This is a genomic window from Pseudazoarcus sp. NS20 (assembly GCF_059703745.1).
In genome coordinates this window covers 328,885-353,058 of the sequence record NZ_BAAKIY010000001.1, presented here as the reverse complement: position 1 = coordinate 353,058, position 24,174 = coordinate 328,885, and the positions used below count along the sequence as shown (strand labels likewise).

Below are 24,174 nucleotides of genomic sequence, written 5' to 3'. Positions count from 1 at the left end.
GAACCGACATGACCAAGGAAACCATCTGGCTGATCATCGCGGGTGCCGCGGCCTTGCTGGCCGTGCCAATGATCTATATCGGGCTGCAGAACGGCGGAGAGGCGCTGGTGATGACTGGCTTCGTGCTCTTCACCGCAGGCATGCTGGTGACACCCATCATGAAGGTCTTGCGCCGCGACAACTGACCACGCTCACCGAAGCACTTGCAGTGTCCTTCGCGTGACTTTGCCCGCCTGATCCGTCAGGCGGGCTTTTTTGCCTGGCGCAGGGCTTCCACCGTTTTGTAGGTGTAGTCCTCGACATAGTCGATCAGCGCGTCCGAGGCCTCGCGCGCCTTGTCTTCCTTGCCCGAGGCCACGGCCCGCGCAATGGCCGCATGCAAGCGCGCCACCGTGCTCACGTCGCCGTAATGCTGAAAGTAGAGATACCAAAGCCGCCGCGTCTGCGCCTGCATGGGCGCCATGGCGGCAGAGGCGTATTCGTTGTCCGCCGTCTCGGCCAGCAGGCGGTTGAATGCGCTGTCCGAAACGATGAAGACCTTCTCGTCGTTCTCTTGCGCCGCCACATCAAAGCGCCCGGCCAGCTCCAGAAACTTTCGCCGCACATGCGGGCTGGCCAAGCGTGCCGAGCGCGACACCAGAATGCGCTCGATCTCGCGGCGCACCTCGATCAGCTTGAACTGCGCCGACACATCCACATCCGATACCACCACGCCCGAGCGCGGCTGAATGCGAATTGTGCGCTCATAAGCCAGGCGCTGCAGCGCCTCCCGCACCGGCGTGCGCCCGATGCCCAACTGCGCCGAAAGTTGCTGCTCCGACACGCGGCTGCCGGGCGGCAACTGCAGCGTCACGATCATCTCTTCCACGATCCTGTGCGCCGTCTGCGCCTGTGATTCGCCCTCATTGGCGTTGGCTTCGGTCAACAGAATTCTCCTTCGTGCGCGGCGCGGGTCATCGTGGAATGGGCGAACGCTACGATGCACCGGGAAGGCGGTCAAGCGGGAGAGTGCGCAATGCGTGCTTGATCTGCGGAGTACAGGATAACTCGCTCATAGGGCGTCGCTAGTCAGACCATCTGCGGGCCTTCAGACAGGCAGGCATCCACAAACTCGCTGAACTGCGCCTTGGCATTTTGTACGGGCCGCGAGCGCATGAGTTCACCTTTTGCATGCTTCCTTGAGGGTCTAAGAACTCCTGCCGATGCGGCCGAGTGTCTCAACGACAAGTGACGATGCGCTGACCGGAGTTGCTGCCGCTACCCGACGTATAGCGCTCGGTGCACACCTGCTGGGGCGGCTTGTAGGCGCTGCCACCGCCGCTGCCCGAGCCGACATAGCCGCCGGTGCTGTTGCGATGGTTGCTGCGCCTTCCGCTGACGTCGGCGTCGGAATAGGCGCTCTCGGGGATGGTGTAGTCCGTCGAGCGCTTTTGTTGTTGTGCTTGCTGCTGTTGCTGAGCCTGGGCTTGAGCCTGACGCTGCGCCTGTTCGTCATCGAGCGCTTTGTTGCGGTTGAACTTCTCGAGATTGGTGCAGGCGGTCTTGTCGCCCAGTTGGCAGCCCTTTTGGGCGTACGTGATGGCTTCGCCCCAGTTCTTTGCCACGCCCTTGTTGTAGGCGTGGATCGAGCAGGCGTGTCCATTGCCCTTGCTGCACGCGCTCTGCAGCTCGGCTGCGCTGGACTTGGATGTCACTTGCGATGCGACGGCTTGCCGGTAGCTCGCGTAGTTTTCAGCATTGGTGCAGCCAGCTTTGCTGCCCATCTGGCAGGCCTTCTCGGAGTACTTCAACGCCCCTTGATAGTCTTTCTTCTGGCCGAGCGAGATGGCGTAATTGGTGCAGCTTGCGGCCATGCCGCCATTGCATTCGTCCAGCCAGCGGTTACCGGTGGGTGCGGGCTTGTTGTCTTGCGCCATCACTGGATGCGCGCTCAGCAACACGAGTGCAGCCAAGGAAAGTATCGAGATCCGCATGTTCTTTGCCCTTGATCTATTCGCTTCTCGTGAAGCGGCGAAGAGGAAATTATTACTTCATGCTACGTGCTCGGCTCAAGCCCTTGGCGGCTCATTGGTGCTGCTTACGTGACATTGTTGCGGTGAAGTGGCAGTTCTTGAGATGAGCATGCGGCGGATTACAGGCGGTGAGGCGCTTACGGCAACTCCCTCACCCGCAAAAACACCGGAAACCGCGGCATCCCCTTGGGCGTGAGCTCGCGGTACCGATACGTCACCAGCGTGCCCACTGCTGGCGGCTCGCGGCGCTGGGCGTCGGTGAGGCCGCTGCCGAGGCGGAAGCGGCGGCCGTCGGCGGCTTCGACCAGCAGGGAGCCGGTCATGCCTTGCAGTCGGCCTTTGCCGGGGAGGTGGGCGACGACGCGGGCTTCGTCGTCGAGCCAGGGCGTGTATTTGAGCAGGGCGGTGTTGCGGCTGGCGGTCCAGTAGGCGTCGGCGTGGTGGAGCATCAGGCCTTCGCCCCCGCCCTTCACGACTTCGTCGAACCATTGCTGCAGTTCGGCGTGGTTGGCGACGCGGCGCTGTGCGGCGGCTTTGAGCCACGGGGCGTTACGGGTGGCGACGATGTGGCGGATGCGCTCGACGCGGGTGGTGAAGGTGCCGGGCGTGCCGGGCAAGTCGAACACCATGTAGCGCACGTCGTGCCAGGCGGGGTCGTCGGGCGCGTTGCGGCGCACGAGGCCGGAGAGGCGGTCGAAGGTGCCGCGGCCCATCCACAATTCGCCATCTAGCTTGCCGGGCGGCAGCGGGGCGGTGAACCACGCGGGCGCGGCGATGGTGCCGCCGCCGCGCAGGGTGAGGGTCTCGCCATTCCAGCGCGCACGCACGCCGTCGTACTTTTCGCTGACCCAGTACTGGCTGGGGTCGATGCCCTCGTGATAGCGGCCGGCGGGCATTGGCTTTAAGCCAGCCTCTGCCGATTCGCAGGCGACCAGCAGGGCAAGCCAGGCAAGCAGGGCGAAGCGCAGCGCGTGGCGAATGAACATGCAGGGGCTCCGGGAGGTGCGCGCCAAATGGTTGTAGCTTAAATCCATTTGGTATATGCCGCATGATTGATTTCAAGAGACTTGATTTTGGGGGGCTGGGTGGCCTTTGATGGGGCGATGGAGATGGGTGATCTGAGGCCGGTTGGCGGGGGTGGTGCCCGTGAGTCGGTACGCCATGGTCGCGAGCTTGAACCCATCGTCAATGAAGCTCATGATCGCCAGCTGTTGCTTCCCGTGGCATGGCCGGCATGCCTTTACGCTGGATGAATGAATCGAATCGCGTTGCCGCACAGGGCCGCACCAACGACATCCGGGCGTTTCGTACGGAGCTGAATCGTTTGCAGGCCGAGGGCGTGCTGGTTTTGCCGGCCGAGCAGCAGGCGGCGCTGCGGGCGCACCACGATGCGCTGCTGGCGGGCTACGTGGCGGACTTCGACGTGGATGCCGACATGCGCTCGCAGCAGTTGTCGTGGGGCATGCGCGTGGCGTCGCTGCTGGGCGCGCTGGCGTTTGCGGCCAGCGTGTTCTTCTTGTTCTACCGCTTCTGGGGTTTGCTGCCCGAGGTGGCGCAGGTGGCGATACTCGTTACGGCGTCGCTGGGCAGTTTTGCGCTGACGCTGTGGGTGGATGCGCGTGACCGCAGCGGCTACTTCACCAAGCTGGCGGCACTCGCCGCCTTTGCCTGCTTTGTGCTCAACACCGTGATGCTGGGGCAGATCTTCAACATCACGCCCAGCGACAAGGCGTTACTGCCGTGGGCGGCACTGGCGCTGTTGCTGGCCTACTGTTGCGACCTGCGCCTGATGCTGGCGGCTGGCCTGCTGTGCATCGTGGCCTATGTGGCAGCACGCGTGGGCACCTGGAGCGGGGTGTATTGGATTCACTTCGGCTACCGCCCGGAAAACTTCATTCCGCTGGCCTTTGCGCTGCTGGCCTTGCCGCAGTGGGTAAGCCACCACGGGCGCGAAACCTTCCCGCCCACGTATCGCCTGATGGGTATGTTGTCGCTGATGTTGCCGGTGCTGGTGCTGTCCAACTGGGGCGCCAGCAGTTACTTGCCGTGGTCGCCCGGCACGGTGGAGGCGGTGTATCAGATTGCCGGCTTCGCGCTCAGCGCCGGTGCCATCTGGCTGGGGCTGCGCATGCACTGGCCCGAGGTGGTGAACAGCGGCATCGTGTTCTTCGTGATCTTTCTGTACACCAAGCTTTTCGACTGGTGGTGGGATGTAATGCCCAAATACCTGTTTTTCCTGGTGCTGGGTTTGTTGTCTGTGCTGGCGCTGCTGGTGGTGAAACGCCTGCGCGGCGCGCAGAGCGCGGAGGGGGCGCAATGAAGCTGCCTTCTCGCAGAATCACCTTGCTGGCCGGGCTGGGCCTGGTCGTGCTGACCAACGCCGTGGCGCTGGGCGGCGTGTGGTGGAACCGCTCGGGCGAGCCTGATAGCGTGCTGGCACTGAGCCAGCGCGAGCTGCGCGTGGATAGCCGCCCCGGTGACGAAAACAGCGGCCTCGCGCTGGCGCTGGAGTGGCGCGCCGTGGGGTACGAAGACCCCGAGTGGGCCTACGATGCCTGGCGCTGGGCCGACGGTGGCACCACGCCAGCTTGGCTTGATCGGGCCAAGATGCAGGCGCTGGGCTTTGCCCCGCCACCCGAGCCGGGCGCCGCGCGTGCATCGCGCGATGACAGCCGCGAAGTGTTTCTGGTGCTGGAATTCGACGGCCCGGCTTACCAGGCGCACCGCGCACGCCTGGAGGCACAGGCCGAGCGCGAAATCGGCCTGCCGGCACTCGACCCCGACAACAAGGAATTCGCCCAGCGCGCAGCGCGGGCGCGGGAATACCTCAAGACCGAAGACCAGCGCAGCCGCCTGTTTGCCGTGGATGCGGGCCTCAAGCAGGCCGAGCTGCGCGCGAGCTACCCGGACCGCAACCGCTACGCCATCGTGCGCGCCGATATTGCGCCCATGGGCTACGTGCGTGACGTAAAGGGGCCGCACGGCTTCATCCGCCGCATGCATGTAGGCCTTGTGCATGTGCCGTTTGCCTACCGTGAGGTGTTCGAGTCGGCGGGCTATGTGTATCCCACCACGCCGGACAAGGTGCCAGCGTTTGCGGCCGAGATGGCCTTCGGCAAGCGGCTGGAGCCGTGGTTGCGCGCCGTGAAGGGCGCGGCGCCCGCCAAGTGAGCGAGAAGTATTTTGGCCACGGCGGGAGTGGGGCGGGCGAACGTGTTACAACAGTTGGCCCCGACGCCGGGGTTGCCCGGGCAGGCTGCGCGTCGGGGGGCTGCACGAAGGGAGTGCCCAACCACGCTTTATCGATGCGGTTCATCCGCGGGAGCAGCGCCATGACACAACAGCCCCAACTCTTTCATGCACGCATCGACGGTGAAATTGCCGCACTCGATGCGTCGATTGCCGACACTGCAAAGCCCGATCCGTCAAACTTGGAGCGCATGCAACTGCGCCGTCGTCGCCTGCTGGCTACCCGCGATCGCATCAATACCGGCCGGTTCGGCACCTGCTGCGAATGCGGCGTCGCGCTGGAGCCCGATCGACTCGCGCTGGACGTGACCGTGGTGTTCTGCGCGGATTGTCTGGCCGAGCGTTGAGACTTCGGGGCGTTTGCGCCCGGAAATGGTGCGCATGCTCCCGTATGGAATAGCTTTGCCCCGATTCGGGGCGTGAGAGCCGACTGAGGCGCAGAGTCGCGCCTCGAATGGTTTTCCGGTGCAATGAGTGCGTTTTTAAATTCATTTGATTTCATATGCTTGAATCATCCACGTGCCGTTCTGGCACGCCTCTGGCTAGTATTCGCGCATGAATGCGGTTTCACCCCCCTGCGAGCTCCTCTCCGCCGGCGCCGTGACCCATCCGGGTGCGGCCGGGTGGCGGGCCACGCTCGCCCTGGCGTTTGAACGCCGGGGTGGCCGCACCGTGCTGGTGCGCAACCGCCACTACGGCCCGCTGCGCATCCAGAAGCCGCTGTACCCGGAAGGCGACGGCGTTTGCCACGCCATCATGCTGCACCCGCCGGCCGGCATCGTCGGAGGTGATTCGCTGGACATCGCTGTCGAGGTCGGCCCCGACGCGCATGCGTTGCTGACCACGCCGGGCGCGGGCAAGTGGTATCGCAGCGGCGGGCGGGCGGCTGCCATGGCGCAGACCGTGCAGGTCGCTGCCGGCGGCATCTGTGAATGGCTGCCGCAGGAATCCATCGTGTTCGACGGCGCCGAAGGCAGTCTGAGCACGCGCATCGAACTTGAAACCGGCACGCGTTTCATCGGCGCCGAAATGACGTGCTTCGGCCGCACCGGCTCGGGCGAGCGCTTCACGCAGGGCCACTTCGGCACGCACACGCGCATCGTCATGGACGGCCGCCCGGTGTGGCTGGAGCGCGGCCATGTGCAAGGCGGCGGCGCGCTGCTCGATTCGCCGGTGGGGCTGGGCGGCCAGCCGGTGAGCGGCACGCTGTGGCTGATCGGCCCCGAGGTGGATGAAGCGCTGCGCGATGCCTGCCGCGAGATTGCTCCCGCGGTGGGCGACGGCGCGGTGACCTTGTTGCCCGGCGTGCTGGTGGCGCGCTGGATGGGCCCGGCCTGCGAGCCGGGGCGTGAATGGTTTGCGCGCCTGTGGGCGGCTGTGCGGCCGGTGCTGACCGGCCAGCCGGCGGCCACGCCGCGTATCTGGAACACCTGAACCGGGGCGCTGCCCCTGGAGGATCGAATGGAACTGACCCCCCGCGAGAAGGACAAGCTGCTGATCTTCACCGCCGGCCTGGTGGCCGAGCGGCGTTTGGCGCGTGGCGTGAAGCTGAACTACCCCGAGGCAGTGGCGCTGATCACCTGCGCCATCTTCGAGGGCGCACGCGACGGCCGCACGGTGGCCGATCTGATGCACTTCGGCACCACCATCCTGTCGCGCGATCAGGTCATGGACGGCGTGGCCGAGATGATTCCAGAGATTCAGGTGGAAGCCACCTTCCCGGACGGGACGAAGCTCGTCACCGTGCATAACCCCATAATTTAAGAGGGCGGCAGAGATGATCCCCGGTGAAATGAAAACGCTGGACGGCGACATCGAGCTCAACGCCGGCCGCGAGACGATCACGCTGAAAGTCACCAACACCGGCGACCGCCCGGTGCAGGTGGGCTCGCACTACCACTTTGCCGAAACCAACAAAGCGCTGGAGTTCGACCGCGCGGCCGCGAAGGGCTTCCGCCTGAACATCGCGGCCGGCACGGCGGTGCGCTTCGAGCCGGGCCAGTCGCGCACGGTGGAGCTGGTGGCGCTGGCGGGAGATCGCAAGGTGTATGGCTTTGCCGGCGACGTGATGGGGCCGCTGGGTGCGGCAAACCCGTCGCCCGCGAAAACCTCCAACGCCCGCATTTCGCGCCGCGCCTACGCCGAGATGTTCGGCCCCACCACCGGCGACCGCCTACGCCTGGGCGACACCGAGTTGTGGATCGAGGTGGAGAAGGATTTCACCATCTACGGTGACGAAGTGAAGTTCGGCGGCGGCAAGGTCATTCGCGACGGCATGGGCCAGAGCCAGCGCGTGGCGAGCGAAGTGGCCGACACCGTCATCACCAACGCGCTCATCGTGGATGCCGTGGTTGGCATCGTGAAGGCCGACGTCGGTCTGAAAGACGGCCGCATCTCGGCCATCGGCAAGGCCGGCAACCCGGACATTCAGCCCGGCGTGACCATTCCCGTGGGTGCCGGCACCGAAGTGATCGCGGGTGAGGGCATGATCCTCACCGCCGGCGGCATCGACAGCCACATCCACTGGATCTGCCCGCAGCAGATCGAAGAGGCGCTGATGAGTGGCGTCACCACCATGCTGGGCGGCGGCACCGGGCCGGCCACCGGCACGCTGGCCACCACCTGCACCTCGGGCCCGTGGTACATCCACCGCATGCTCGAAGCGGCCGAGGCCTTTCCGATGAACCTCGGCTTCTTTGGCAAGGGCAACGCCAGCCTGCCCGAGCCGTTGCGCGAGCAGGTCGAGGCCGGCGTGATCGGCCTCAAGCTGCACGAAGACTGGGGCACCACGCCGGCGGCCATCGATAACTGCCTGACGGTGGCCGACGAGATGGACATCCAGGTGGCCATCCACACCGACACGCTGAACGAATCGGGTTTCGTCGAAGCCACCATCGACGCCTTCAAGGGCCGCACCATCCACACCTTCCACACCGAAGGTGCCGGCGGGGGCCACGCGCCGGACATCATCAAGGCGGTGAGCCTGCCCAACGTGCTGCCGTCTTCCACCAACCCGACACGGCCCTACACGGTGAACACCATCGACGAGCACCTCGACATGCTCATGGTGTGCCACCACCTTGACCCCGCCATTGCCGAGGACGTGGCCTTTGCCGAGAGCCGCATCCGTCGCGAGACGATTGCCGCCGAAGACATCCTGCACGACACCGGCGTGTTCTCGATGATGTCGTCCGACTCGCAGGCCATGGGTCGCGTTGGCGAAGTCGTCACGCGCACCTGGCAGACCGCGCACAAGATGAAGCTGCAGCGCGGCGCGCTGGCCGAGGATGGCGAGCGCCCCGGCGCCGACAACTTCCGCATCAAGCGCTATATCGCCAAATACACCATCAACCCCGCCATCACGCACGGCATCGCCCACACCGTCGGCTCCATCGAGGTCGGCAAGCTGGCCGATCTGGTGCTGTGGCGCCCGGCCTTCTTCGGCACCAAGCCGAGCATGATCCTCAAAGGCGGCATGATCGCTGCGGCGGCCATGGGCGACCCGAACGCGTCGATTCCCACGCCGCAGCCGGTGCACTACCGCCCGATGTTCGGCAGCTACGGCAAGGCGCTGAAGACCTCGGTCACCTTCGTCTCGCAGGCCGCGCTGAACAACCCGGCCGTTGCTGCGCTGGGCCTGCAGAAGCCCTTGATTGCCGCCGGCGGCTGCCGCAAGGTGCAGAAGAGCGACATGGTGCACAACGGCGCCACGCCGCAGATCGACGTGGACCCGGAAACCTATGTGGTGCGCGCTGACGGCGAACTGCTCACCTGCGAGCCGGCCGAGGTGCTGCCGTTGGCGCAGCGTTACTACCTGTTCTGAGGCCCGAAGATGCAGACCCGTCACTGCGAGCGTAGCGAAGCAATCTCTTCACTGACGCAAAGGCGAGATTGCTTCGTCGCTGTGCTCCTCGCAATGACCGACTTTTGAAGGTGTTTTGATGTTGTTACTCGAATCGCTCTACGACGGCTCCGAGCCCGCCACCGAAAAGCTCGAACTCGACTTCGGCTACCGCACCAAGAGCCGCCTGCGCGCCAAGCTTGCCAGCGGCGAAGAGGTTGGCCTGTTCCTCGAGCGCGGCACCGTGCTGCGCGGCGGTCAGAAGCTCAAGGCCAAAGACGGCCGCATCGTCGAAGTCGTCTCGGCCCCCGAAGACCTGCTCGAAGCGCGCTGCGACGGCGCCTTCGCCCTGGCCCGCGCGGCCTACCATCTGGGCAACCGCCACGTGGCCGTGGAGATCGGCGACGGTTGGCTGCGCATCCAGGCCGACCACGTGCTCGAAGGCATGCTGGTGGGCCTTGGCGCCGACGTGCGTGCCGTTTCCGCCCCCTTCGAACCCGAGGCCGGCGCCTACGCCCACGGCCACCAGCACCCCGGTGACGGCAGCGGGGCGCGCATTCACATGATGAGTGCCTGAGTTGATGTTTGTGCGTGACCGCCTTCCGACGCTTCGCCTGGCCGGTGTTTGCCGGTCGGGTGGTCGCGCGTGGCCGCTGCGTGGGGGTGACTCGGCTTTGCCGATGCAAATCGGTGAGCATCGTTGTCGCGAGGGGGGCAGCAATCCATTGATCTTGCCGCATGTGCAAGTGGCCAACTCACTGGATTGCCGCGCTTCGCTCGCAATGACGGGTAAAAGTGGGCGTGCGGATGTGGCTCGTTGTGCCGCTAACGTCCCCAACACTAACGCTTCCGGCACCGGCACCGCAAACACCGTCATTGCGAGGAGCGCAGCGACGCGGCAATCTCGCAGCCTTTCCGGATGGCACGCGCGCCCAACCGTAGGGCGCAATAAGCGCAGCGCATTGCGCCGTATGGGCGTTCTCAACGCGAGTCGATTTGTCATGCCTCGACCGGCCGGGACTCGCCCCGGCGGGCGACTTCCTTTCTTGGTGCACGCCAAGAAAGGAAGCAAAGAAACGTGCCCCGCTGTCTCGCTGCCTTCGGCGGTGCCCTCGCTCCGGGTGGTTTCACCGGCCGGTCCTGAACTCGCTGCGCTCAAACAGCAGGACCGGACTGCCCCGGCGAAACCACCCTCCACTCGGCGAGCCAGAGGGGACGAGGGTGCCAGCCCAACCGTAGGGAGGGACACGCGCAGTGCATTGCGCTGTGTTGGCCGACCATCCGGCGGATTACGCTGCGCTAATCCGCCCTACAGGAATGGCACTGCCATTCTGGAGGGCCTCCCCCCTTCTGAGCCGCTGAGCGAAGGGCGCTCACGGCGGGGGTGTCCGGCCTTGCTGTTTGAGCGTAGCGAGTTTGCAAGGCCGGCCGCCGAGAGTGCTCGTAGCGAAGGAACCCCGAAGGGGCGGCGAGGAGGGTGCATTTCTTTGCCTACTTTCTTGTTGCACGACAAGAAAGTAGGTCGCCTGCCGGGGCGAAATCCCGGCCGGTCGAGGCACGTTGCGAGCCATCAAGCGTCGTGCGAGCGACACGAGCACAAGGAGCGCCGCTGATGCTCCCCCTCATCCGCCTTTTGCAACTCACCAGCCCGACCCTGCCGGTCGGCGCCTACACCTACTCGCAAGGTCTGGAGTGGGCCGTCGAGTGCGGCACGGTGAACAACGAAGCAGGTGCCGCAACGTGGATCGGTGACGCGCTGACGCATAATCTGGCGCGCTTCGAGGCGCCGCTGGCGGCCGCGCTGATGCAGGCCTGGGCGGACGGCGACGAGGCCCGTGTGGCCGAGCTCAATGCCGATTTCAACGCCAGCCGTGAAACCATGGAACTGCGCGCCGAGACCGTGCAGATGGGCTATTCGCTGGTGCGCCTGCTGGGCGATCTCGACGCCTTCGCGGCGTTGCCGGGCTGGCGTGAGCGGCTGCTGGCGGTGGATGAGCCGGCCTTCCCGACGGCCTGGACGGCTGCTGCGGCGGCGTGGCAGGTGCCGGTGGATCAGGCCATCGCCGCGTATCTGTGGGCATGGCTGGAGAATCAGGTGATGGCGGCGGTGAAAGCCGTGCCGCTGGGCCAAAGCGCCGGGCAGCGCCTGCTGAGCGGGCTGGGCGAACGGATTCCCGCTCTGGCGGAGGCGGCGATTGCGCTGCCCGAATGCGCATGGAGCAACTTCAACCCCGGCCTTGCCATTGCAAGCAGCCGGCATGAAACGCAATACACGAGGCTGTTCAGATCATGACTACACCTACCCAGGCACTGCGCGTCGGCATCGGCGGCCCGGTCGGCTCCGGCAAGACCGCGCTCACGCTGGCGCTGTGCTGCGCGTTGCGCGACAAGTACAACATTGCTGTCGTCACCAACGACATCTACACCGCGGAAGATGCCCAGTTTCTGGTGCGCAACGAGGCGCTGGCGGCCGACCGCATCATCGGCGTCGAGACCGGCGGCTGCCCGCACACGGCGATTCGCGAAGATGCGTCGATCAACCTCGAAGCGGTGGATCGTCTCAACCGCCGTTTTCCGGGGCTGGAGATCATCTTCGTCGAGTCGGGCGGCGACAACCTGGCGGCGACCTTTTCGCCCGAGCTCTCGGACCTGACGATCTACGTCATCGACGTGTCGGCCGGCGACAAAATCCCGCGCAAGGGCGGGCCCGGCATCACCAAGAGCGATCTGCTGGTGATCAACAAGATCGACCTCGCGCCGCTGGTGGGCGCCTCGCTGGAGGTGATGGACCGCGACGCGAAAAAGATGCGCGGCGAGCGCCCCTTCATCTTCTCCAACCAGAAAACCGGGCAGGGGCTGGCCGAGATCATCGACTTCATCGAGCGCCAGGGCCTGCTGGTGGCGCCTGGACATGTGTAGGTCGCGATGAGCGTAGCGAATTGCGACGCCAGCGCCCGAAACAACCCCTGCTGTCGCATTTCGCCTTCGGCTCAACGCGACCTACGAAGAAAAAACCGTATCAACCGACGAGGAACCCGACCATGAAACGACTCCTTTCCGCACTTCCGCTGGCGCTGTTCGCCGGCGCTGCGCTTGCTCACCCTGGCCACGGCGGTCACGAATCGGCCAGCTTCTTTTCCGGTATCGCCCACCCCGTGACGGGCCTGGATCACCTGCTTGCCATGCTGGCGGTCGGCCTGCTGGCCGCGCGCGAGAAGGGCACGGCGCGCTGGGTGCTGCCGCTGGTGTTCGTGGTGACGATGCTGGTCGGAGCCGGTCTGGGCGCGCTGGGCGTCGGGCTGCCGGCGGTGGAAGGCGGCATTGCGCTCTCGGTGCTGGTGCTGGGCCTGCTGGTCGCCTTCGTGGTGCGCCTGCCGCTGGCCGTCGCCGGGGGTCTGGTGGCAGCCTTTGCGCTGTTCCACGGCTATGCTCACTTCGCCGAGATGGGCCATGGCTCGCTGCTGACCTTCGCGATCGGCTTTGCGGTGGCCACCGCTGCGCTGCACGCCGCAGGCTACGCGCTGGCGCGCAACATGCCGGAAGACGGCAAGCCGGGCGTGGTGCGCCGTGCGCTGGGCGGCCTGATTGCAGTGGCCGGGGCGTTCTTCATGGCGGCCTGATTCACCGCTTCTGATCGGCAAAACAGGGCGTTGGCACTCGGCCAACGCCCTGTTTTCGCTTACAATCGCGCCTTCGTCCTGATCGAACCCATCCCATGTTTTCCGGAATCGTGGCCGCCCAAGGCCGTATCGTCGAACTCACCCCGCTCGCAGATGGCGTGCGTCTGGTGGTCGATGCCCCCGAGCTTGACCTGTCTGACGTCATCATCGGCGACAGCATCGCCAACAGCGGTGTATGCCTCACCGTGGTGGCTTTTGACGGCAGCCGCATGAGTTTCGACGTGTCGCGCGAGACGCTCAACTGCACCGTCGGGCTGGATGCCGTGGGCAACGAGGTCAATCTGGAAAAGGCGCTGCGTCTGGCCGACCGGCTGGGCGGCCATCTGGTGACCGGCCACGTCGATGGCGTGGGCGAGGTGCTGCGCTTCGAGCCTGTTGGCGAGAGCCACGAGCTGGTGATCCGCGCGCCGCAGGCGATTGCCGGCTACATTGCGCGCAAGGGTTCGGTGACCGTGAATGGTGTGAGCCTGACGGTGAACCGCGTGGATGGCGCCGACTTTTCGATCAACCTGATCCCGCACACCGTGGCGGTGACCAACCTCAAACACCTCAAGGCAGGCAGCCAAGTGAATCTGGAAATCGACCTGATCGCACGCTACGTCGAGCGCATGCAGGCCTGGCGCATGGAGACCTCGGCATGAGCGAACTCGCCCCCATCACCGAAATCATCGAAGACATCCGCCAGGGGCGCATGGTCATCCTCGTTGACGAGGAAGACCGCGAGAACGAAGGTGACGTGGTCATCGCGGCCGAGTTCATCACGCCCGAGACCATGAACTTCATGGTCAAGCACTGCCGTGGTCTGGTGTGCCTGACGCTGACCGATGAGCGCTGCCGCCAGCTCGGGCTGGAGCAGATGGTGCGCAACAACCGCACGCCGCACGGCACGGCCTTCACCGCCTCGATCGAAGCCGCCACCGGTGTGACCACCGGCATTTCGGCGCACGACCGCGCCCGCACCGTGCAGGCCGCCGTGGCGCGCGCCGCACGCCCCGACGACATCGTGCAGCCGGGCCACATCTTCCCGCTGCGCGCGCAGCCGGGCGGCGTGCTGATCCGCGCCGGCCACACCGAAGCCGGCTGCGATCTGGCCCAGCTCGCCGGGCTGGAGCCCGCCGCGGTGATCTGCGAGATCCTCAAAGACGACGGCACCATGGCGCGCCTGCCGGACCTCATTCCGTTCGCGCAGGAACATGGCCTGAAGATCGGCACCATCCGTGATCTGATCGAATACCGCGCCGCCAACGAATCGCTGGTCACCCGCGTGACCGAGAAGGAAGTGGTCACGCCGCAGGGCACGTTCCGTTTGTCGGCATTCGAAGACCGCACCTCGGGCGATGTGCATTTTGCGCTGACGCACGGCGAAATCCGCGCCGATCGTGACACGCTGGTGCGTGTGCACGAGCCGATCTCGGTGGTGGACTTTCTCGACCCGCAGAGCGGTCAGCACAGCTTCCCGATCAACGACGCCCTGCGCCGCATCGCCGCCGAGCCGGCCGGTGTGGTGGTGATGCTGTACCGCGCCCAGACCGGTCGCGATCTGCTGGCCGGCCTGCAGGGCGAGCAACGCCCGGCGGTGCGCTGGGATCCGCGCCTGTTCGGCGTGGGCGCGCAGATTCTGCGTGATCTGGGCGTGGGGCGCATGCGCCTGATGGCCAACCCGCAGAAAATCCCGAGCATGGCCGGTTTCGGCCTCGAAATTACCGGTTTCGTCGATCACGACTGAGCCGCCTCATACGGAAAGACCATGTCCCGCTTCCACAACATCCCCGAAACCGCAATCAACCTCGACGGCCAAGGTCTGCGCGTCGGCATCGTCATGAGCCGCTTCAACCAGGACGTGTGCGAAGGCCTGCTGTCTGCCTGCAGTGCCGAGCTGATCAAGCTTGGCGTCAAGTCGGAGCACATGCAGATCGTCACCGTGCCGGGCGCGCTCGAAATTCCGCTGGTGCTGCAGACCATGGCCAAGAGCGGCCGCTTCGATGCGCTGGTGGCGTTGGGCGCGGTGATTCGCGGCGAGACCTACCACTTCGAGATCGTGTCGAATGAAATGGCTGCCGGCATCAACCGTGTCGGCCTCGACACCGGCATGCCGATTGCCAACGGCGTGCTCACCACCGAAGACGACGATCAGGCGCTGGCGCGCATGCGCGATAAGGGCGAAGACTGCGCCCGTGCCGCCATCGAGATGGTGCGCTTGCTCAAGGGGCTGAAATGAGCGGCAAGGCAGCGCGTCGGCGCGCGCGCGAATTCGCGCTGCAAGGGGTGTATCAGTGGCTGCTGTCCGGCAACTCGGTCCCCATGATCGAAGATCACGTGTCGAGTGTGAGTGGTTTCGACAAGGCGGATTTCACGTTCTTCCGCCGCGTGCTGCGAGGCACGGTGGACGACGTGGCCGAGCTGCGCGAGGCCTTCGCCCCCTTCATTCACCGCGGTGTCGAAGAGCTGTCGCCGGTCGAACACGCGATTCTGCTGATCGCCACCTACGAGCTGAAGAACGACATCGAAACGCCTTACCGCGTGGTCATCAACGAAGCCATCGAAATGGCCAAGGAATACGGCGGCACCGATGGTCACCGCTTCGTGAACGGCGTGCTCGACCGTCTGGCGGCGCAGATCCGTTCCGTGGAAGTGGAGGCCGCGCGCAAGGCACGCGAAGGCTGACACGCCTTCGAGACTGGAGCACAACAAAAAGGCCCTGCCGGATGGCAGGGCCTTTTTGCTGATCGGTACGGCGAAATTACTTGCCGTTGACGGCGGACTTCAGCGAAGCGCCGGCCGAGAACTTCGGCACTTTGGAGGCAGCGATCTTGATGGTGGCGCCGGTCTGCGGGTTGCGGCCGGTGCGTGCAGCACGCGAGGACACTTCGAAGGAACCGAAGCCCGTGAAGGCCACTTTCTCGCCCTTCGCCACGCTCTCGGTGATCAGATCCAGCACGGCGGACAGGGTACGATCGGCCTGAGCGCGGGAAACTTCCAGACGGTCAGCCAGAGCTTCGACAAATTCACCTTTATTCATGCTTTTCCTCGATCAGAGTTTAAGTATTTAAAACCGTTATCCCGCCGGGATTCCGGCAATGCGCGGTGAGCCCCCGGTGAGGTTCGGAGTGGCCGTGAGACAGCCGTTACCGATTGAGCACCAGCGCCCCGCGCGCCTCCCTGCGAACCCAGCGCGGAGCTATCTCGCGCGACTGAAATTCAGGCAGGGACAGTCTGCACAAGGCGGTCACATCATACAAGCTCTTTTTTCGTAACAGCGCGGGTTTGCAGCCCGTTTGCGACAACCCGGAGGGCGCCGGGACGGGGCAGGCTTGCTACCATGCCGGCCTGACGAATTGAATCCTCGGGGTAGGTAATGTTGACTATTCGATCAAACGGTCTCGACTTCGCGTTGGAGCGTCGCGGCAGTGGCGAACCAGTGCTGTTTCTGGGAGGTACCGGTTGGGATCTGCGCGACCGTCCGAACCCGCTCGACGGGCCCCTGGCAAAGCGTTTCGAAGTGATCCTGTTCGACCAGCGCGGCATGGGCCAGACGGACAAGCCTGCGTGCGAATACAGCATGGCCGATTACGCCGCGGACGCTGCGGGCATTCTTGATGCGCTCGGGATCGAGTCGGCGCACGTGGTGGGTTTCTCGTTTGGCGGCATGGTGGCGCAGGAACTGGCGATTCGTCATCCAGCCAAGGTGCGCAAGCTGGTGCTGGCCGGGACGACCTCCGGCGGGGCAGGTGGCTCGTCGTATCCGATTCACGAATTCCTCGACCTCGATGCCGAAACCCGGGCACGGCGCGGGCTGGAAGTGATGGATACGCGCTTCACCCCCGAATGGCAGGTGGCCAACCCGAAGGAGGCCGCGCGCTTGATCCGCGAGCGCATGATTCTGGCCGCACGGCGCGCCGACGACGCGGCGCTGGAAGCGGGCAAGCGGCGTCAGCTGGCGGCACGTGCGCAGCACGATTGTTTCGACCGGCTCGACCGCATCGAAGCCCCCACCTTGGTGATTGCCGGCGAGCACGACGGCCAGGCGCCGGCGGAGCTCGCACGCAATCTTGCCGAGGGCATTCGTGATGCACGCTTTGTGGTGGTGCCGGGCGCTCACCACACGCTGTTGGGCGGGGGGCCGCAGGCCTACGAGGCGATGATCGCCTTTCTTGCGGAAGGCTAAGCGCGCGCCAGCCGCCAACGCGGCGCCTGTGGCACAGTAGCGCCAGCAACCGGAGCCCCCCAGATGCGTCCCGCACGTGCCCTCATCGACCTTGACGCCTTGCGTCACAACTACCGTTTGGCTCGCGGCCGTCATGGCGCGCACACCCTTGCTGTGATCAAGGCCAACGCCTATGGCCACGGTGCCGTGCAGTGCGCCCGCGCATTGGCCGACGCCGACAGCTTTGCAGTGGCTTTTCTCGATGAGGCGATGGTGCTGCGTGATGCCGGCATCACGCAGCCCATCGTGCTGCTCGAAGGGGTGTTCTCGGCTGACGAACTGCTGTGCGCGGCGGCTTTCGATCTGTGGCCGGTGGTGCATCACGCCGGGCAACTCGACATGTTCGACGAAGTGGACTTGCCCAAGCCCGTCGACGCGTGGCTGAAGATCAACAGCGGGATGAACCGTGCCGGTTTCGAGCCGGGCGAGGTGACCGCGGTGTGGCAGCGCCTGAAGGCGAGCGGCAAGGTGGGCAACATCACATTCATGACGCACCTGGCACGTGCCGACGAGCCCGATGTGATGACGACCTCGGCGCAGGTGAGCTGTTTCGAGGACGCGATAGCCGGCTTGCCGGGGCCGCGAAGCGTGTCCAATTCGGCGGGCATCCTCGCATGGCCGACGGCTCATGCGGATTGGGGGCGTGCCGGCATTCTGCTGTACGGCGCCGACCCGATGCCGGGCGCCCCGAACGATTTGCGTGCGGTGATGACGCTGGAAAGCGGCATCCTGTCCGTGCGCGAATTGCCTGCCGGCGCAGCGCTCGGCTACGGCGCGCGTTTCCGCGCGGAGGGGCCAATGCGTGTGGGACTGGTGGCGATGGGCTATGCCGACGGTTACCCGCGTAGCGCGCCGGATGGCACGCCCGTGGCGGTCGACGGGGTGATGACGCGCCTGGTCGGGCGCGTATCGATGGACATGCTGACGGTCGATCTCAGTGGCATTCCCCACGCCGGACCGGGCAGTCAGGTCGAGCTGTGGGGCGCGCAGGTGCCGGTCAATCGGGTGGCCGAAGGGGCCGGCACCATTGCCTACGAAGTGCTGTGCAACGTGAAGCGCGTGCGCTTCGAGTACGCCGGCTGAGGCTTACTCAGGCCAGCGCAGCACCATGTTGGCACCGCCGCGCGGCGACAGCCGCACGGTCTGCTCACGGGTGACCCCGTCGAGCTCTGCCTGTACACGGTACTCACCGGCCTTGGCTACATCCACTTGCGCTATCGGGCCGCACTGCTCGTGCTGGGCTACAGCCTGCGAGCCCTTGGGCTCGATGCGGGTGCGTACCCCCGAAACATAGCCACCTTGATCGGTGGAGAAGACGATGACCAGTGCGTGGGTGCTTTGCGCCTGGCGCATCGGGACGGACTCTTCCAGGCCGACGCCGCCACAGGTCAATACCACGGCCGGCTCCTGCGCGTTGGCAGACAGGCCAAGGCCCAACGAGAGGGCGGCGAGAGCGGTGAGCGAAAAGCGTTTCATGAGTGGTCTCCTTTGGGCTACCCCGCGTTTCATTCGCGGACGCGGTCAATGAGCAACTCTACTCCGGCTGCGCCGGGCGGGACACGCAGCGTCAGGCTTTCGATGTCGCCGGGTTGCGGCGCGGCGTCGCCTTTCATCGAGATGCGCGCTGCGATCACGACTTCTTCGGGCAGGGGGGCGTCACTCATGCGTTGAGCGTCGCTGAAGTCGAAAGTTGCAGGCAACGACGATGCGGGCAGCCGGATGGCCGCGAACGGCATGCCGCCCTCGGGCGCGCGAGCGAAGATGAAAACGGTCGCTTTTGCGGGCATTTCGCCATCCACAACGCCTTCTGCCAGCTTGACCGTGCCCTGGACAGTGAGCGGGCTGGCGGCCTCGGGTGCTGCGGGGGCTTCGAGCAACTCCATGCCCGCACGGCTACGCGCTTCGTTGATGCTGTTCACCACTGAGGTGTAAGCCGGATCGTCTTTCGGTACTTCGTCGAGAATGCGCTCCCAGTACGCTGAGGCAGTGGGGTAATCGCTGCGCTCGAAAGCGGCAGCGCCTGCCAGCGCGAGCGCCTTGAAATGGGTGGGCTCGAGCTCCAGTGAGCGTTCGATCAGGCGCAGGGGCTCGCCCTCGAAGTCACCTTGCTGCGCTGCCACCAGCAGATCGGCCCATTCCGTCAGCACTTCAGGCGTATCCGGTGCGCGATCACGCAGTCGTGCCCAGGTCTGGGCGGCTGTGTCCATGTCGCCGAGCATCATGTACGAGCGGGCGAGCATGACCCAGCCGGTGGCGTCGGAGGGGTCGTTGTCGAGCCGTTCGGCCAACTGGGCAACCAGCAAAGCGAACTGCTCGGGCGTGACATCTTGCGGATCGGGCTGTTGTGCGACATGGGTGGCGGGGTCGAGTGCGGCCGGCTCGCCGATGGCACCGTAGATGCCCATGGCGATCAACGGCACGGCCAACACCAGCCCCAGCGCCCAGGCTTTGGACGGGCGCTGATCGGTGCCGTCTTCGACCACCTGGCCTTCTTCCAGGGCGCGCTGTTCGATTTCGCTGCGTGTGCGCTCGAAGCTGGCGTCATCGATGCGTCCGGTGGCGTGTTCGGCCTTCAAGTCAGCCAGTTGCTCGCGCAGTACGCCGAGCGCGACTTCGGCCTGGGCGCGTCGGGCATGGTGCGCACGGCTGCGCGCGCCGCGACCCAGCAGGGGCGGCACGAGCAGCAGCAAGGCGCCGGCCACGAGCAGGGCGGACAGAAGGGTGAACTCGATCACGTACGGGACTCCGGGGGCGATTCAGGGGCGGATTCTTGGGGCTCGTCGCCGAGCAGCTTGCGCGCCTGGGCGCGCTCGGCTTCGGTTAACTCGGGTGCGCTGGCGTTGGCCGCGCGGCGGCGCAGCCGGAAAGCCAGCCAGGCAATACCGACGATGCCCAGCGTACCGGGACCGAGCCACAGCAGGAGGGTGCTGGCGCGGAAGGGAGGCGTGTACAGCACGAAGTCGCCGTAGCGGCTTACCAGAAAGTCGACGACTTCATCTTCGCTCTTGCCCGAAGCGAGCTGCTCGCGCACCTGGTTGCGCAGGTCGATGGCCAGCGGCGCGCGTGATGCGGCAATGGTCTCGTTCTGGCACACGAGGCAACGCAGCGTGCGCGACAGGTTGATGACGCGCGCCTCGAGCACTGGGTCGTCGGCCACCATCGTGGCTTCACCGGCCGCGAAGAGGCTGCCCGAGAGGACGAGGGCTGCGGCGGCGAGCAGTTTGCGCATGCGGTCAGCCGGCACGGGAGAGCTCCGCGATTTTCGGCAGCAGCACGTCGCGCAGCACGCCAGGGTGCAGCGGGCCGATGTGCTTGTAGCGAATCACGCCCTGCTTGTCGATGAGGAAGGTTTCCGGCGTGCCATACACGCCGTACTCGATGCCGATGCGTCCGTCAGCATCGACGACGTTGATGGCGTAGGGATTGCCACCGTCGCGCAGCCAGTCGATGGCGGCCTTGCGTTCGTCCTTGTAGTTCAGGCCGACGACCGGCACGATACCTTGACGGGCAAGCTGCACCAGCAGCGGATGCTCCTGACGGCAGGATACGCACCACGACGCCCATACATTGAGCAGAAACACCTGGCCGCGCATGTCAGTCAGGTTGAAGTTCTGCTCGGGGGTGTCGAGCTTGGGCGCGGTGAATTCGGGGGCGGGCTTGCCGACCAGCGGCGAGGGGATTTCGCTCGGATTGAGCGTCAGCCCGTAGGCGAGAAAGCCGGCAAGCAGCAGAAAGAGGCCCAGCGGAACAAGGAATTTCGTCTTCATCATGCGCCTGCCTGTGCTGCCACCGACGAGGGGTCTGCGGCGTCGCGCTCGGCGAGTTTGCGATAACGCCGGTCCATGGCGGCAAACAGCCCGCCCAGGATCATCAGGATGCAGCCCAGCCAGATCCAGCTGATGAACGGCCGGTAGTGCAGGCTGACGATCCACGCGCCGGATTCGACCTGATCGCCGAGCGACACATACACGTCGCGGAGCGGGCCGACGTCGATCGAGGCTTCGGTCATCGGCATGCCTTGCGCGCGGTACAGGCGTTTTTCGGGGGTCAGCGTGGCGATCATGCGGTCACCGCGGGTGACTTCGATGATGGCGCGGTCGGCGTCGTAGTTGGGGCCGTCATGCTCGAAGGCACCCTTGAAAGTGAAGGTGTAGCCGGCGAGTTGAGCCGTCTGGCCTTCGCGCATCTTGACGTCGAGATCCTGGTCGAGGCTGCCCACCATGGTCACGCCGATGATGAACACGCCGATGCCCAGGTGCGCCGTCCACATGCCCCACCACGCCGCCGGAATGCCACGCAGGCGGTGGCTTAGCGGTGTGCCGGGGCGTTCGCCCAAGCGGCGCTTGAGCAGCTGGATGCTGGTGAGCACCACCCAGGCGGCGAGTGACAGGCCCAGCACGGTGCGCCAGGTGACGTGATCGATGAATAGTGCCAGTGCGCCGCCGATCACCACGCTGGCCAGCGCGCTCAGCCACAGGATGCGACCGATGCGACCTTCGTCGTCGCCCTTCCAGCGCACGAATGGGCCGATCATCATGAGGATTACGACGGGCGTCATAAGCGGCACGAAGGTCATTTCGAAGTACGGCGGGCCGACCGAAATCTTGCCCATGTTGAGCGCGTCGAGGAACAGCGGATACAGCGTGCCCAGCAGCACCGCGCTGCACGCCACGGCCAGCAGCACGTTATTGCCCAGCAGTGCGGATTCGCGTGACACCAGCTCGAAACTCCCGCCGCCCGAGAGCTTGGGCGCACGCCATGCAAAGAGCACCAGCGACACGCCGATGACGAACACCAGCAGGCCGAGGATGTACAGGCCGCGTGCGGGGTCGGTGGCAAAGGCATGCACCGAGGTGATTACGCCCGAGCGCACGAGGAAGGTGCCCAGCAGCGACAGCGAGAAGGCGCTGATGGCGAGCAACACGGTCCAGCTGCGGAAGGCGCCGCGCTTTTCGGTCACGGCCAGCGAGTGGATCAGTGCGGTGGCGAGCAGCCACGGCATGAATGAAGCGTTTTCGACCGGGTCCCAGAACCACCAGCCGCCCCAGCCGAGTTCGTAATACGCCCAGCCTGAGCCGAGTGCGATGCCGGCGGTGAGGAACACCCAGGCGATGGTGGTCCACGGGCGTGACCAGCGCGCCCAGGCCACGTCGAGCCGGCCGGTGAGCAGCGCCGCAATGGCAAAGGCGAACGCCACCGACAGACCCACATAGCCCATGTAGAGCAGCGGCGGGTGAATGATCATGCCCGGATCCTGCAGCAGCGGATTCAGGTCACGGCCCTCTGCGGCGGCCGGCAGCAGGCGCTCGAAGGGGTTGGAGGTGAACAGCGTGAAGGAAACGAAGCCGGCACTGATCCAGCCCAGAACGCCGACCACGCGCGCCATGAAGGCTTCGGGAAGATGGCGGCTGAACAGCGTGACGGCCATCGTCCAGCCCGACAGTGACAGGGCCCACAGCAGCAGCGAGCCTTCGTGGTTGCCCCATACGCCGGTGATCTTGTAGATCAGCGGCGTGTCGGTGTGGGAGTTGCCGGCCGCGAGCCGAACCGAGAAATCACTCTGGATGAAGGCCCAGGTCAGACAGAGGTAAGCAATGACCAGAAAGATGAATTGCCCGTGTGCGGCCGGGCGGGCCACGCCCATCAGTGCGATGCGGTTGCGGTGGGCGCCGATCATCGGCACCGTAGCCTGCACCAGCGACAGCACCAGTGCGAGGATCAGGGCGAAGTGCCCCAGTTCGGCAATCATTGCTCGACGCTCTCCGCGGCCTTCTTGATCTGAGCCGCGTCAAGCGCGTATTGCGCCTCGACTGGCATGTAGTTTTCGTCGTGTTTGGCGAGCACCTCGGAGGCGCGGAACAAGCCGTCTTCTCCGATCGACCCCTGGACCACGGCGCCTTTGCCTTCCTGGAACAGGTCGGGCAGCGTGCCCCGGTAGGTCACGGGAATGGTCTGCGCCATGTCGGTGATGGCGAAGCTCACGGTCAGTCCATCCGCCTGGCGCAGGATGGAGCCCTCTTCGACCATGCCTCCGACGCGGAACGTGCGCCCATGGGGCGCTTTGCCTGCGGCGACATCGCTCGGTGTGTGGAAGAACACCATGTTTTCCTGAAAGGCGGTCAGGACGAGCGCAACCGCCCCGACCAGAAGGGATACGGCGCCGCCGAGCAGTAGCAGGCGCTTGCTGCGGGGTTTCATTGAACAGTCTCCTCGTTCGCGCCGGGCATCACTCGGCCCGGCGGTGCCGCGCGGCGCAGCTTGAGCAGCCGGCGCGCGGTGTCGCTACGACGGCGGAACAGCAGAAACAGTTCCAGCGCGATGAAAAATGCGGTTACACCGTAGCTGCCCCACACGAAAACGGCCGCGCCGCCCATGTCCCAGAACGCGCTCCATGACGCCCATTGCATCATTTGCCCCCCTGCGTTTCGAGTTCGGCCCCGACCCAGTCGGTGTGGCGCTCGCGCTCGAGGATGATCGGGCGCACGCGCCACAGGGCGGCGGCGATGGTGTAGGCCCACGCCGCGAAGGCCATGATCAGCATGCCGGTGAGCATGGTGGTGGCCATCGAGGGCGCGCGCGTCAGGCTCACCGACGCGCCCTGGTGCAGGGTGTTCCACCACTGCACCGAGAAATAGATGATCGGCACGTTCACCGCGCCGACCAGCGCGATGATGGCGCCGGCACGATCCGCCCGGCGTGAATCCTCGATGGCTTCGGTCAGTGCCATGTAGCCGAGGTACAGGAACAGCAGCAGCAACTGCGAGGTGAGGCGCGCATCCCATACCCAGTAGGTGCCCCAGGTGGGCTTGCCCCACAGGGCGCCGGTCCACAGCGCGAGAAAACAGAACAGCGCGCCGGTGGGCGCCAGTGCGCGCGCCATCATGAACGACAGTCGTGTGTTCATGACCAGTCCGACTGCTGACCAGAAGGCCATCAGCAGATACACCATCATCGACATCCATGCAGCGGGAACATGGATGAAGATCACCCGATAAACGTCGCCTTGCGTCGCGTCCGTGGGGGCGACGAAAAAGCCCACATACAGGCCGACTACTGTCAGCACAGCCGCGATGCCGGCGAACCACGGCGCCACCGTGCCGGCCACCGGGTAGAACACTTGCGGCGAGGCGAAGCGCATCAGGCTTTTGCCGCGCAGATCCTTGTTGTCGAGGTTACTCATTCCGGCCC

Annotated in this window: 29 protein-coding genes; 17 read left to right on the top strand and 12 right to left on the bottom strand. The window is 65.4% G+C overall.

Features of this window, described 5'->3' with window-relative positions; genetic code table 11:
• Nucleotides 1-8: 8 nt before the first annotated feature.
• Nucleotides 9-185: a hypothetical protein gene (locus AC6H0W_RS01750; protein WP_497575388.1), complete on the top strand. Its 177-nt coding sequence runs from the start codon at nt 9-11 to the stop codon at nt 183-185.
• 56 nt (nt 186-241) lie between these two features.
• Here AC6H0W_RS01750 and AC6H0W_RS01745 read toward each other — a convergent pair whose 3' ends face one another.
• From AC6H0W_RS01745 to AC6H0W_RS01735, 3 genes are all read right to left on the bottom strand, one after another.
• Nucleotides 242-925, bottom strand: coding sequence for a GntR family transcriptional regulator (locus tag AC6H0W_RS01745; protein WP_497575387.1), 684 nt, complete (start codon nt 923-925; stop codon nt 242-244).
• A 292-nt stretch (nt 926-1,217) separates the two neighbouring features.
• The gene (locus tag AC6H0W_RS01740; protein WP_497575386.1) at nt 1,218-1,973 is read right to left on the bottom strand and encodes an SEL1-like repeat protein; all 756 of its coding nucleotides are present in this window, start codon (nt 1,971-1,973) and stop codon (nt 1,218-1,220) included.
• Between the two features lie 176 nt (nt 1,974-2,149).
• Nucleotides 2,150-2,998 (bottom strand): DNA ligase, encoded by an 849-nt coding sequence (locus AC6H0W_RS01735; RefSeq protein ID WP_497575385.1) that lies wholly within the window; start codon nt 2,996-2,998, stop codon nt 2,150-2,152.
• Between the two features lie 263 nt (nt 2,999-3,261).
• Between AC6H0W_RS01735 and AC6H0W_RS01730 the strand changes: the two genes are divergently transcribed.
• The 14 genes from AC6H0W_RS01730 (at nt 3,262) to nusB (ending at nt 15,446) form a co-directional block, all read left to right on the top strand.
• Nucleotides 3,262-4,332, top strand: a complete 1,071-nt coding sequence (locus AC6H0W_RS01730) for a DUF2157 domain-containing protein (protein WP_497575384.1) — start codon at nt 3,262-3,264, stop codon at nt 4,330-4,332.
• Nucleotides 4,329-5,183, top strand: a complete 855-nt coding sequence (locus tag AC6H0W_RS01725) for a DUF4824 family protein (RefSeq protein WP_497575383.1) — start codon at nt 4,329-4,331, stop codon at nt 5,181-5,183. Before AC6H0W_RS01730 ends, AC6H0W_RS01725 begins: the two co-directional genes overlap by 4 nt.
• A 161-nt stretch (nt 5,184-5,344) precedes the next feature.
• A complete protein-coding gene (locus AC6H0W_RS01720) occupies nt 5,345-5,608 on the top strand; it encodes a hypothetical protein (RefSeq protein ID WP_497575382.1) in 264 nt (87 codons plus the stop codon).
• Nucleotides 5,609-5,861: 253 nt separating this feature from the next.
• Entirely contained in the window at nt 5,862-6,695 is an 834-nt protein-coding gene (locus AC6H0W_RS01715) for an urease accessory protein UreD (protein WP_497575381.1), read from the top strand.
• Nucleotides 6,696-6,722: 27 nt separating this feature from the next.
• Nucleotides 6,723-7,025 carry an urease subunit gamma gene (gene ureA, locus AC6H0W_RS01710; RefSeq protein WP_497575380.1) on the top strand — a complete coding sequence of 101 codons (303 nt, stop codon included), beginning with the start codon at nt 6,723-6,725 and terminating at the stop codon, nt 7,023-7,025.
• Nucleotides 7,026-7,038: 13 nt separating this feature from the next.
• Nucleotides 7,039-9,084 (top strand): urease subunit alpha, encoded by a 2,046-nt coding sequence (ureC, locus tag AC6H0W_RS01705; RefSeq protein WP_497575379.1) that lies wholly within the window; start codon nt 7,039-7,041, stop codon nt 9,082-9,084.
• A gap of 118 nt (nt 9,085-9,202) precedes the next feature.
• Nucleotides 9,203-9,679, top strand: a complete 477-nt coding sequence (gene ureE / locus AC6H0W_RS01700) for an urease accessory protein UreE (RefSeq protein ID WP_497575378.1) — start codon at nt 9,203-9,205, stop codon at nt 9,677-9,679.
• A gap of 1,035 nt (nt 9,680-10,714) precedes the next feature.
• Nucleotides 10,715-11,395, top strand: a complete 681-nt coding sequence (locus tag AC6H0W_RS01695; RefSeq protein WP_497575377.1) for an urease accessory protein UreF — start codon at nt 10,715-10,717, stop codon at nt 11,393-11,395.
• Nucleotides 11,392-12,021, top strand: coding sequence for an urease accessory protein UreG (ureG, locus tag AC6H0W_RS01690; protein WP_497575376.1), 630 nt, complete (start codon nt 11,392-11,394; stop codon nt 12,019-12,021). Before AC6H0W_RS01695 ends, ureG begins: the two co-directional genes overlap by 4 nt.
• A gap of 122 nt (nt 12,022-12,143) precedes the next feature.
• The gene (locus tag AC6H0W_RS01685) at nt 12,144-12,722 is read left to right on the top strand and encodes a HupE/UreJ family protein (protein ID WP_497575375.1); all 579 of its coding nucleotides are present in this window, start codon (nt 12,144-12,146) and stop codon (nt 12,720-12,722) included.
• Nucleotides 12,723-12,817: 95 nt separating this feature from the next.
• Complete coding sequence (locus AC6H0W_RS01680) at nt 12,818-13,423, top strand: riboflavin synthase (protein ID WP_497575374.1); 606 nt, start codon at nt 12,818-12,820, stop codon at nt 13,421-13,423.
• On the top strand, nt 13,420-14,508 hold the full coding sequence (gene ribBA / locus AC6H0W_RS01675; RefSeq protein WP_497575373.1) for a bifunctional 3,4-dihydroxy-2-butanone-4-phosphate synthase/GTP cyclohydrolase II: 1,089 nt from the start codon (nt 13,420-13,422) through the stop codon (nt 14,506-14,508). The genes AC6H0W_RS01680 and ribBA overlap by 4 nt, the downstream gene beginning before the upstream one ends.
• Before the next feature lie 21 nt (nt 14,509-14,529).
• The gene (gene ribH / locus AC6H0W_RS01670; protein WP_497575372.1) at nt 14,530-15,000 is read left to right on the top strand and encodes a 6,7-dimethyl-8-ribityllumazine synthase; all 471 of its coding nucleotides are present in this window, start codon (nt 14,530-14,532) and stop codon (nt 14,998-15,000) included.
• Nucleotides 14,997-15,446 (top strand): transcription antitermination factor NusB, encoded by a 450-nt coding sequence (nusB, locus tag AC6H0W_RS01665; protein WP_497575371.1) that lies wholly within the window; start codon nt 14,997-14,999, stop codon nt 15,444-15,446. The genes ribH and nusB overlap by 4 nt, the downstream gene beginning before the upstream one ends.
• 76 nt (nt 15,447-15,522) lie before the next feature.
• Here the strand turns inward: nusB and AC6H0W_RS01660 are convergent, their stop codons facing one another.
• Nucleotides 15,523-15,801 (bottom strand): HU family DNA-binding protein, encoded by a 279-nt coding sequence (locus AC6H0W_RS01660; protein WP_497575370.1) that lies wholly within the window; start codon nt 15,799-15,801, stop codon nt 15,523-15,525.
• A gap of 336 nt (nt 15,802-16,137) precedes the next feature.
• On the opposite strand from AC6H0W_RS01660, the gene AC6H0W_RS01655 reads away from it, so the two are divergent.
• On the top strand, nt 16,138-16,947 hold the full coding sequence (locus AC6H0W_RS01655; protein ID WP_497575369.1) for an alpha/beta fold hydrolase: 810 nt from the start codon (nt 16,138-16,140) through the stop codon (nt 16,945-16,947).
• Nucleotides 16,948-17,010: 63 nt separating this feature from the next.
• Nucleotides 17,011-18,069 (top strand): alanine racemase, encoded by a 1,059-nt coding sequence (gene alr / locus AC6H0W_RS01650; protein WP_497575368.1) that lies wholly within the window; start codon nt 17,011-17,013, stop codon nt 18,067-18,069.
• 3 nt (nt 18,070-18,072) lie between these two features.
• Here alr and AC6H0W_RS01645 read toward each other — a convergent pair whose 3' ends face one another.
• From AC6H0W_RS01645 to ccmC, 8 genes are read right to left on the bottom strand one after another with little or no spacing between them, the layout of a single operon-like run.
• A complete protein-coding gene (locus AC6H0W_RS01645; RefSeq protein WP_497575367.1) occupies nt 18,073-18,462 on the bottom strand; it encodes a hypothetical protein in 390 nt (129 codons plus the stop codon).
• A 29-nt stretch (nt 18,463-18,491) separates the two neighbouring features.
• The gene (gene ccmI, locus AC6H0W_RS01640; protein WP_497575366.1) at nt 18,492-19,721 is read right to left on the bottom strand and encodes a c-type cytochrome biogenesis protein CcmI; all 1,230 of its coding nucleotides are present in this window, start codon (nt 19,719-19,721) and stop codon (nt 18,492-18,494) included.
• Nucleotides 19,718-20,215 carry a cytochrome c-type biogenesis protein gene (locus AC6H0W_RS01635; RefSeq protein WP_497575365.1) on the bottom strand — a complete coding sequence of 166 codons (498 nt, stop codon included), beginning with the start codon at nt 20,213-20,215 and terminating at the stop codon, nt 19,718-19,720. Before AC6H0W_RS01635 ends, ccmI begins: the two co-directional genes overlap by 4 nt.
• A gap of 4 nt (nt 20,216-20,219) precedes the next feature.
• Nucleotides 20,220-20,753 carry a DsbE family thiol:disulfide interchange protein gene (locus AC6H0W_RS01630; RefSeq protein WP_497576178.1) on the bottom strand — a complete coding sequence of 178 codons (534 nt, stop codon included), beginning with the start codon at nt 20,751-20,753 and terminating at the stop codon, nt 20,220-20,222.
• A complete protein-coding gene (locus tag AC6H0W_RS01625) occupies nt 20,753-22,735 on the bottom strand; it encodes a heme lyase CcmF/NrfE family subunit (protein WP_497575364.1) in 1,983 nt (660 codons plus the stop codon). Before AC6H0W_RS01625 ends, AC6H0W_RS01630 begins: the two co-directional genes overlap by 1 nt.
• The gene (gene ccmE / locus AC6H0W_RS01620) at nt 22,732-23,184 is read right to left on the bottom strand and encodes a cytochrome c maturation protein CcmE (protein ID WP_497575363.1); all 453 of its coding nucleotides are present in this window, start codon (nt 23,182-23,184) and stop codon (nt 22,732-22,734) included. The genes AC6H0W_RS01625 and ccmE overlap by 4 nt, the downstream gene beginning before the upstream one ends.
• Nucleotides 23,181-23,396 carry a heme exporter protein CcmD gene (gene ccmD / locus AC6H0W_RS01615; RefSeq protein ID WP_497575362.1) on the bottom strand — a complete coding sequence of 72 codons (216 nt, stop codon included), beginning with the start codon at nt 23,394-23,396 and terminating at the stop codon, nt 23,181-23,183. The genes ccmE and ccmD overlap by 4 nt, the downstream gene beginning before the upstream one ends.
• On the bottom strand, nt 23,393-24,166 hold the full coding sequence (ccmC, locus tag AC6H0W_RS01610; RefSeq protein WP_497575361.1) for a heme ABC transporter permease CcmC: 774 nt from the start codon (nt 24,164-24,166) through the stop codon (nt 23,393-23,395). The genes ccmD and ccmC overlap by 4 nt, the downstream gene beginning before the upstream one ends.
• Between the last annotated feature and the right edge of the window lie 8 nt (nt 24,167-24,174).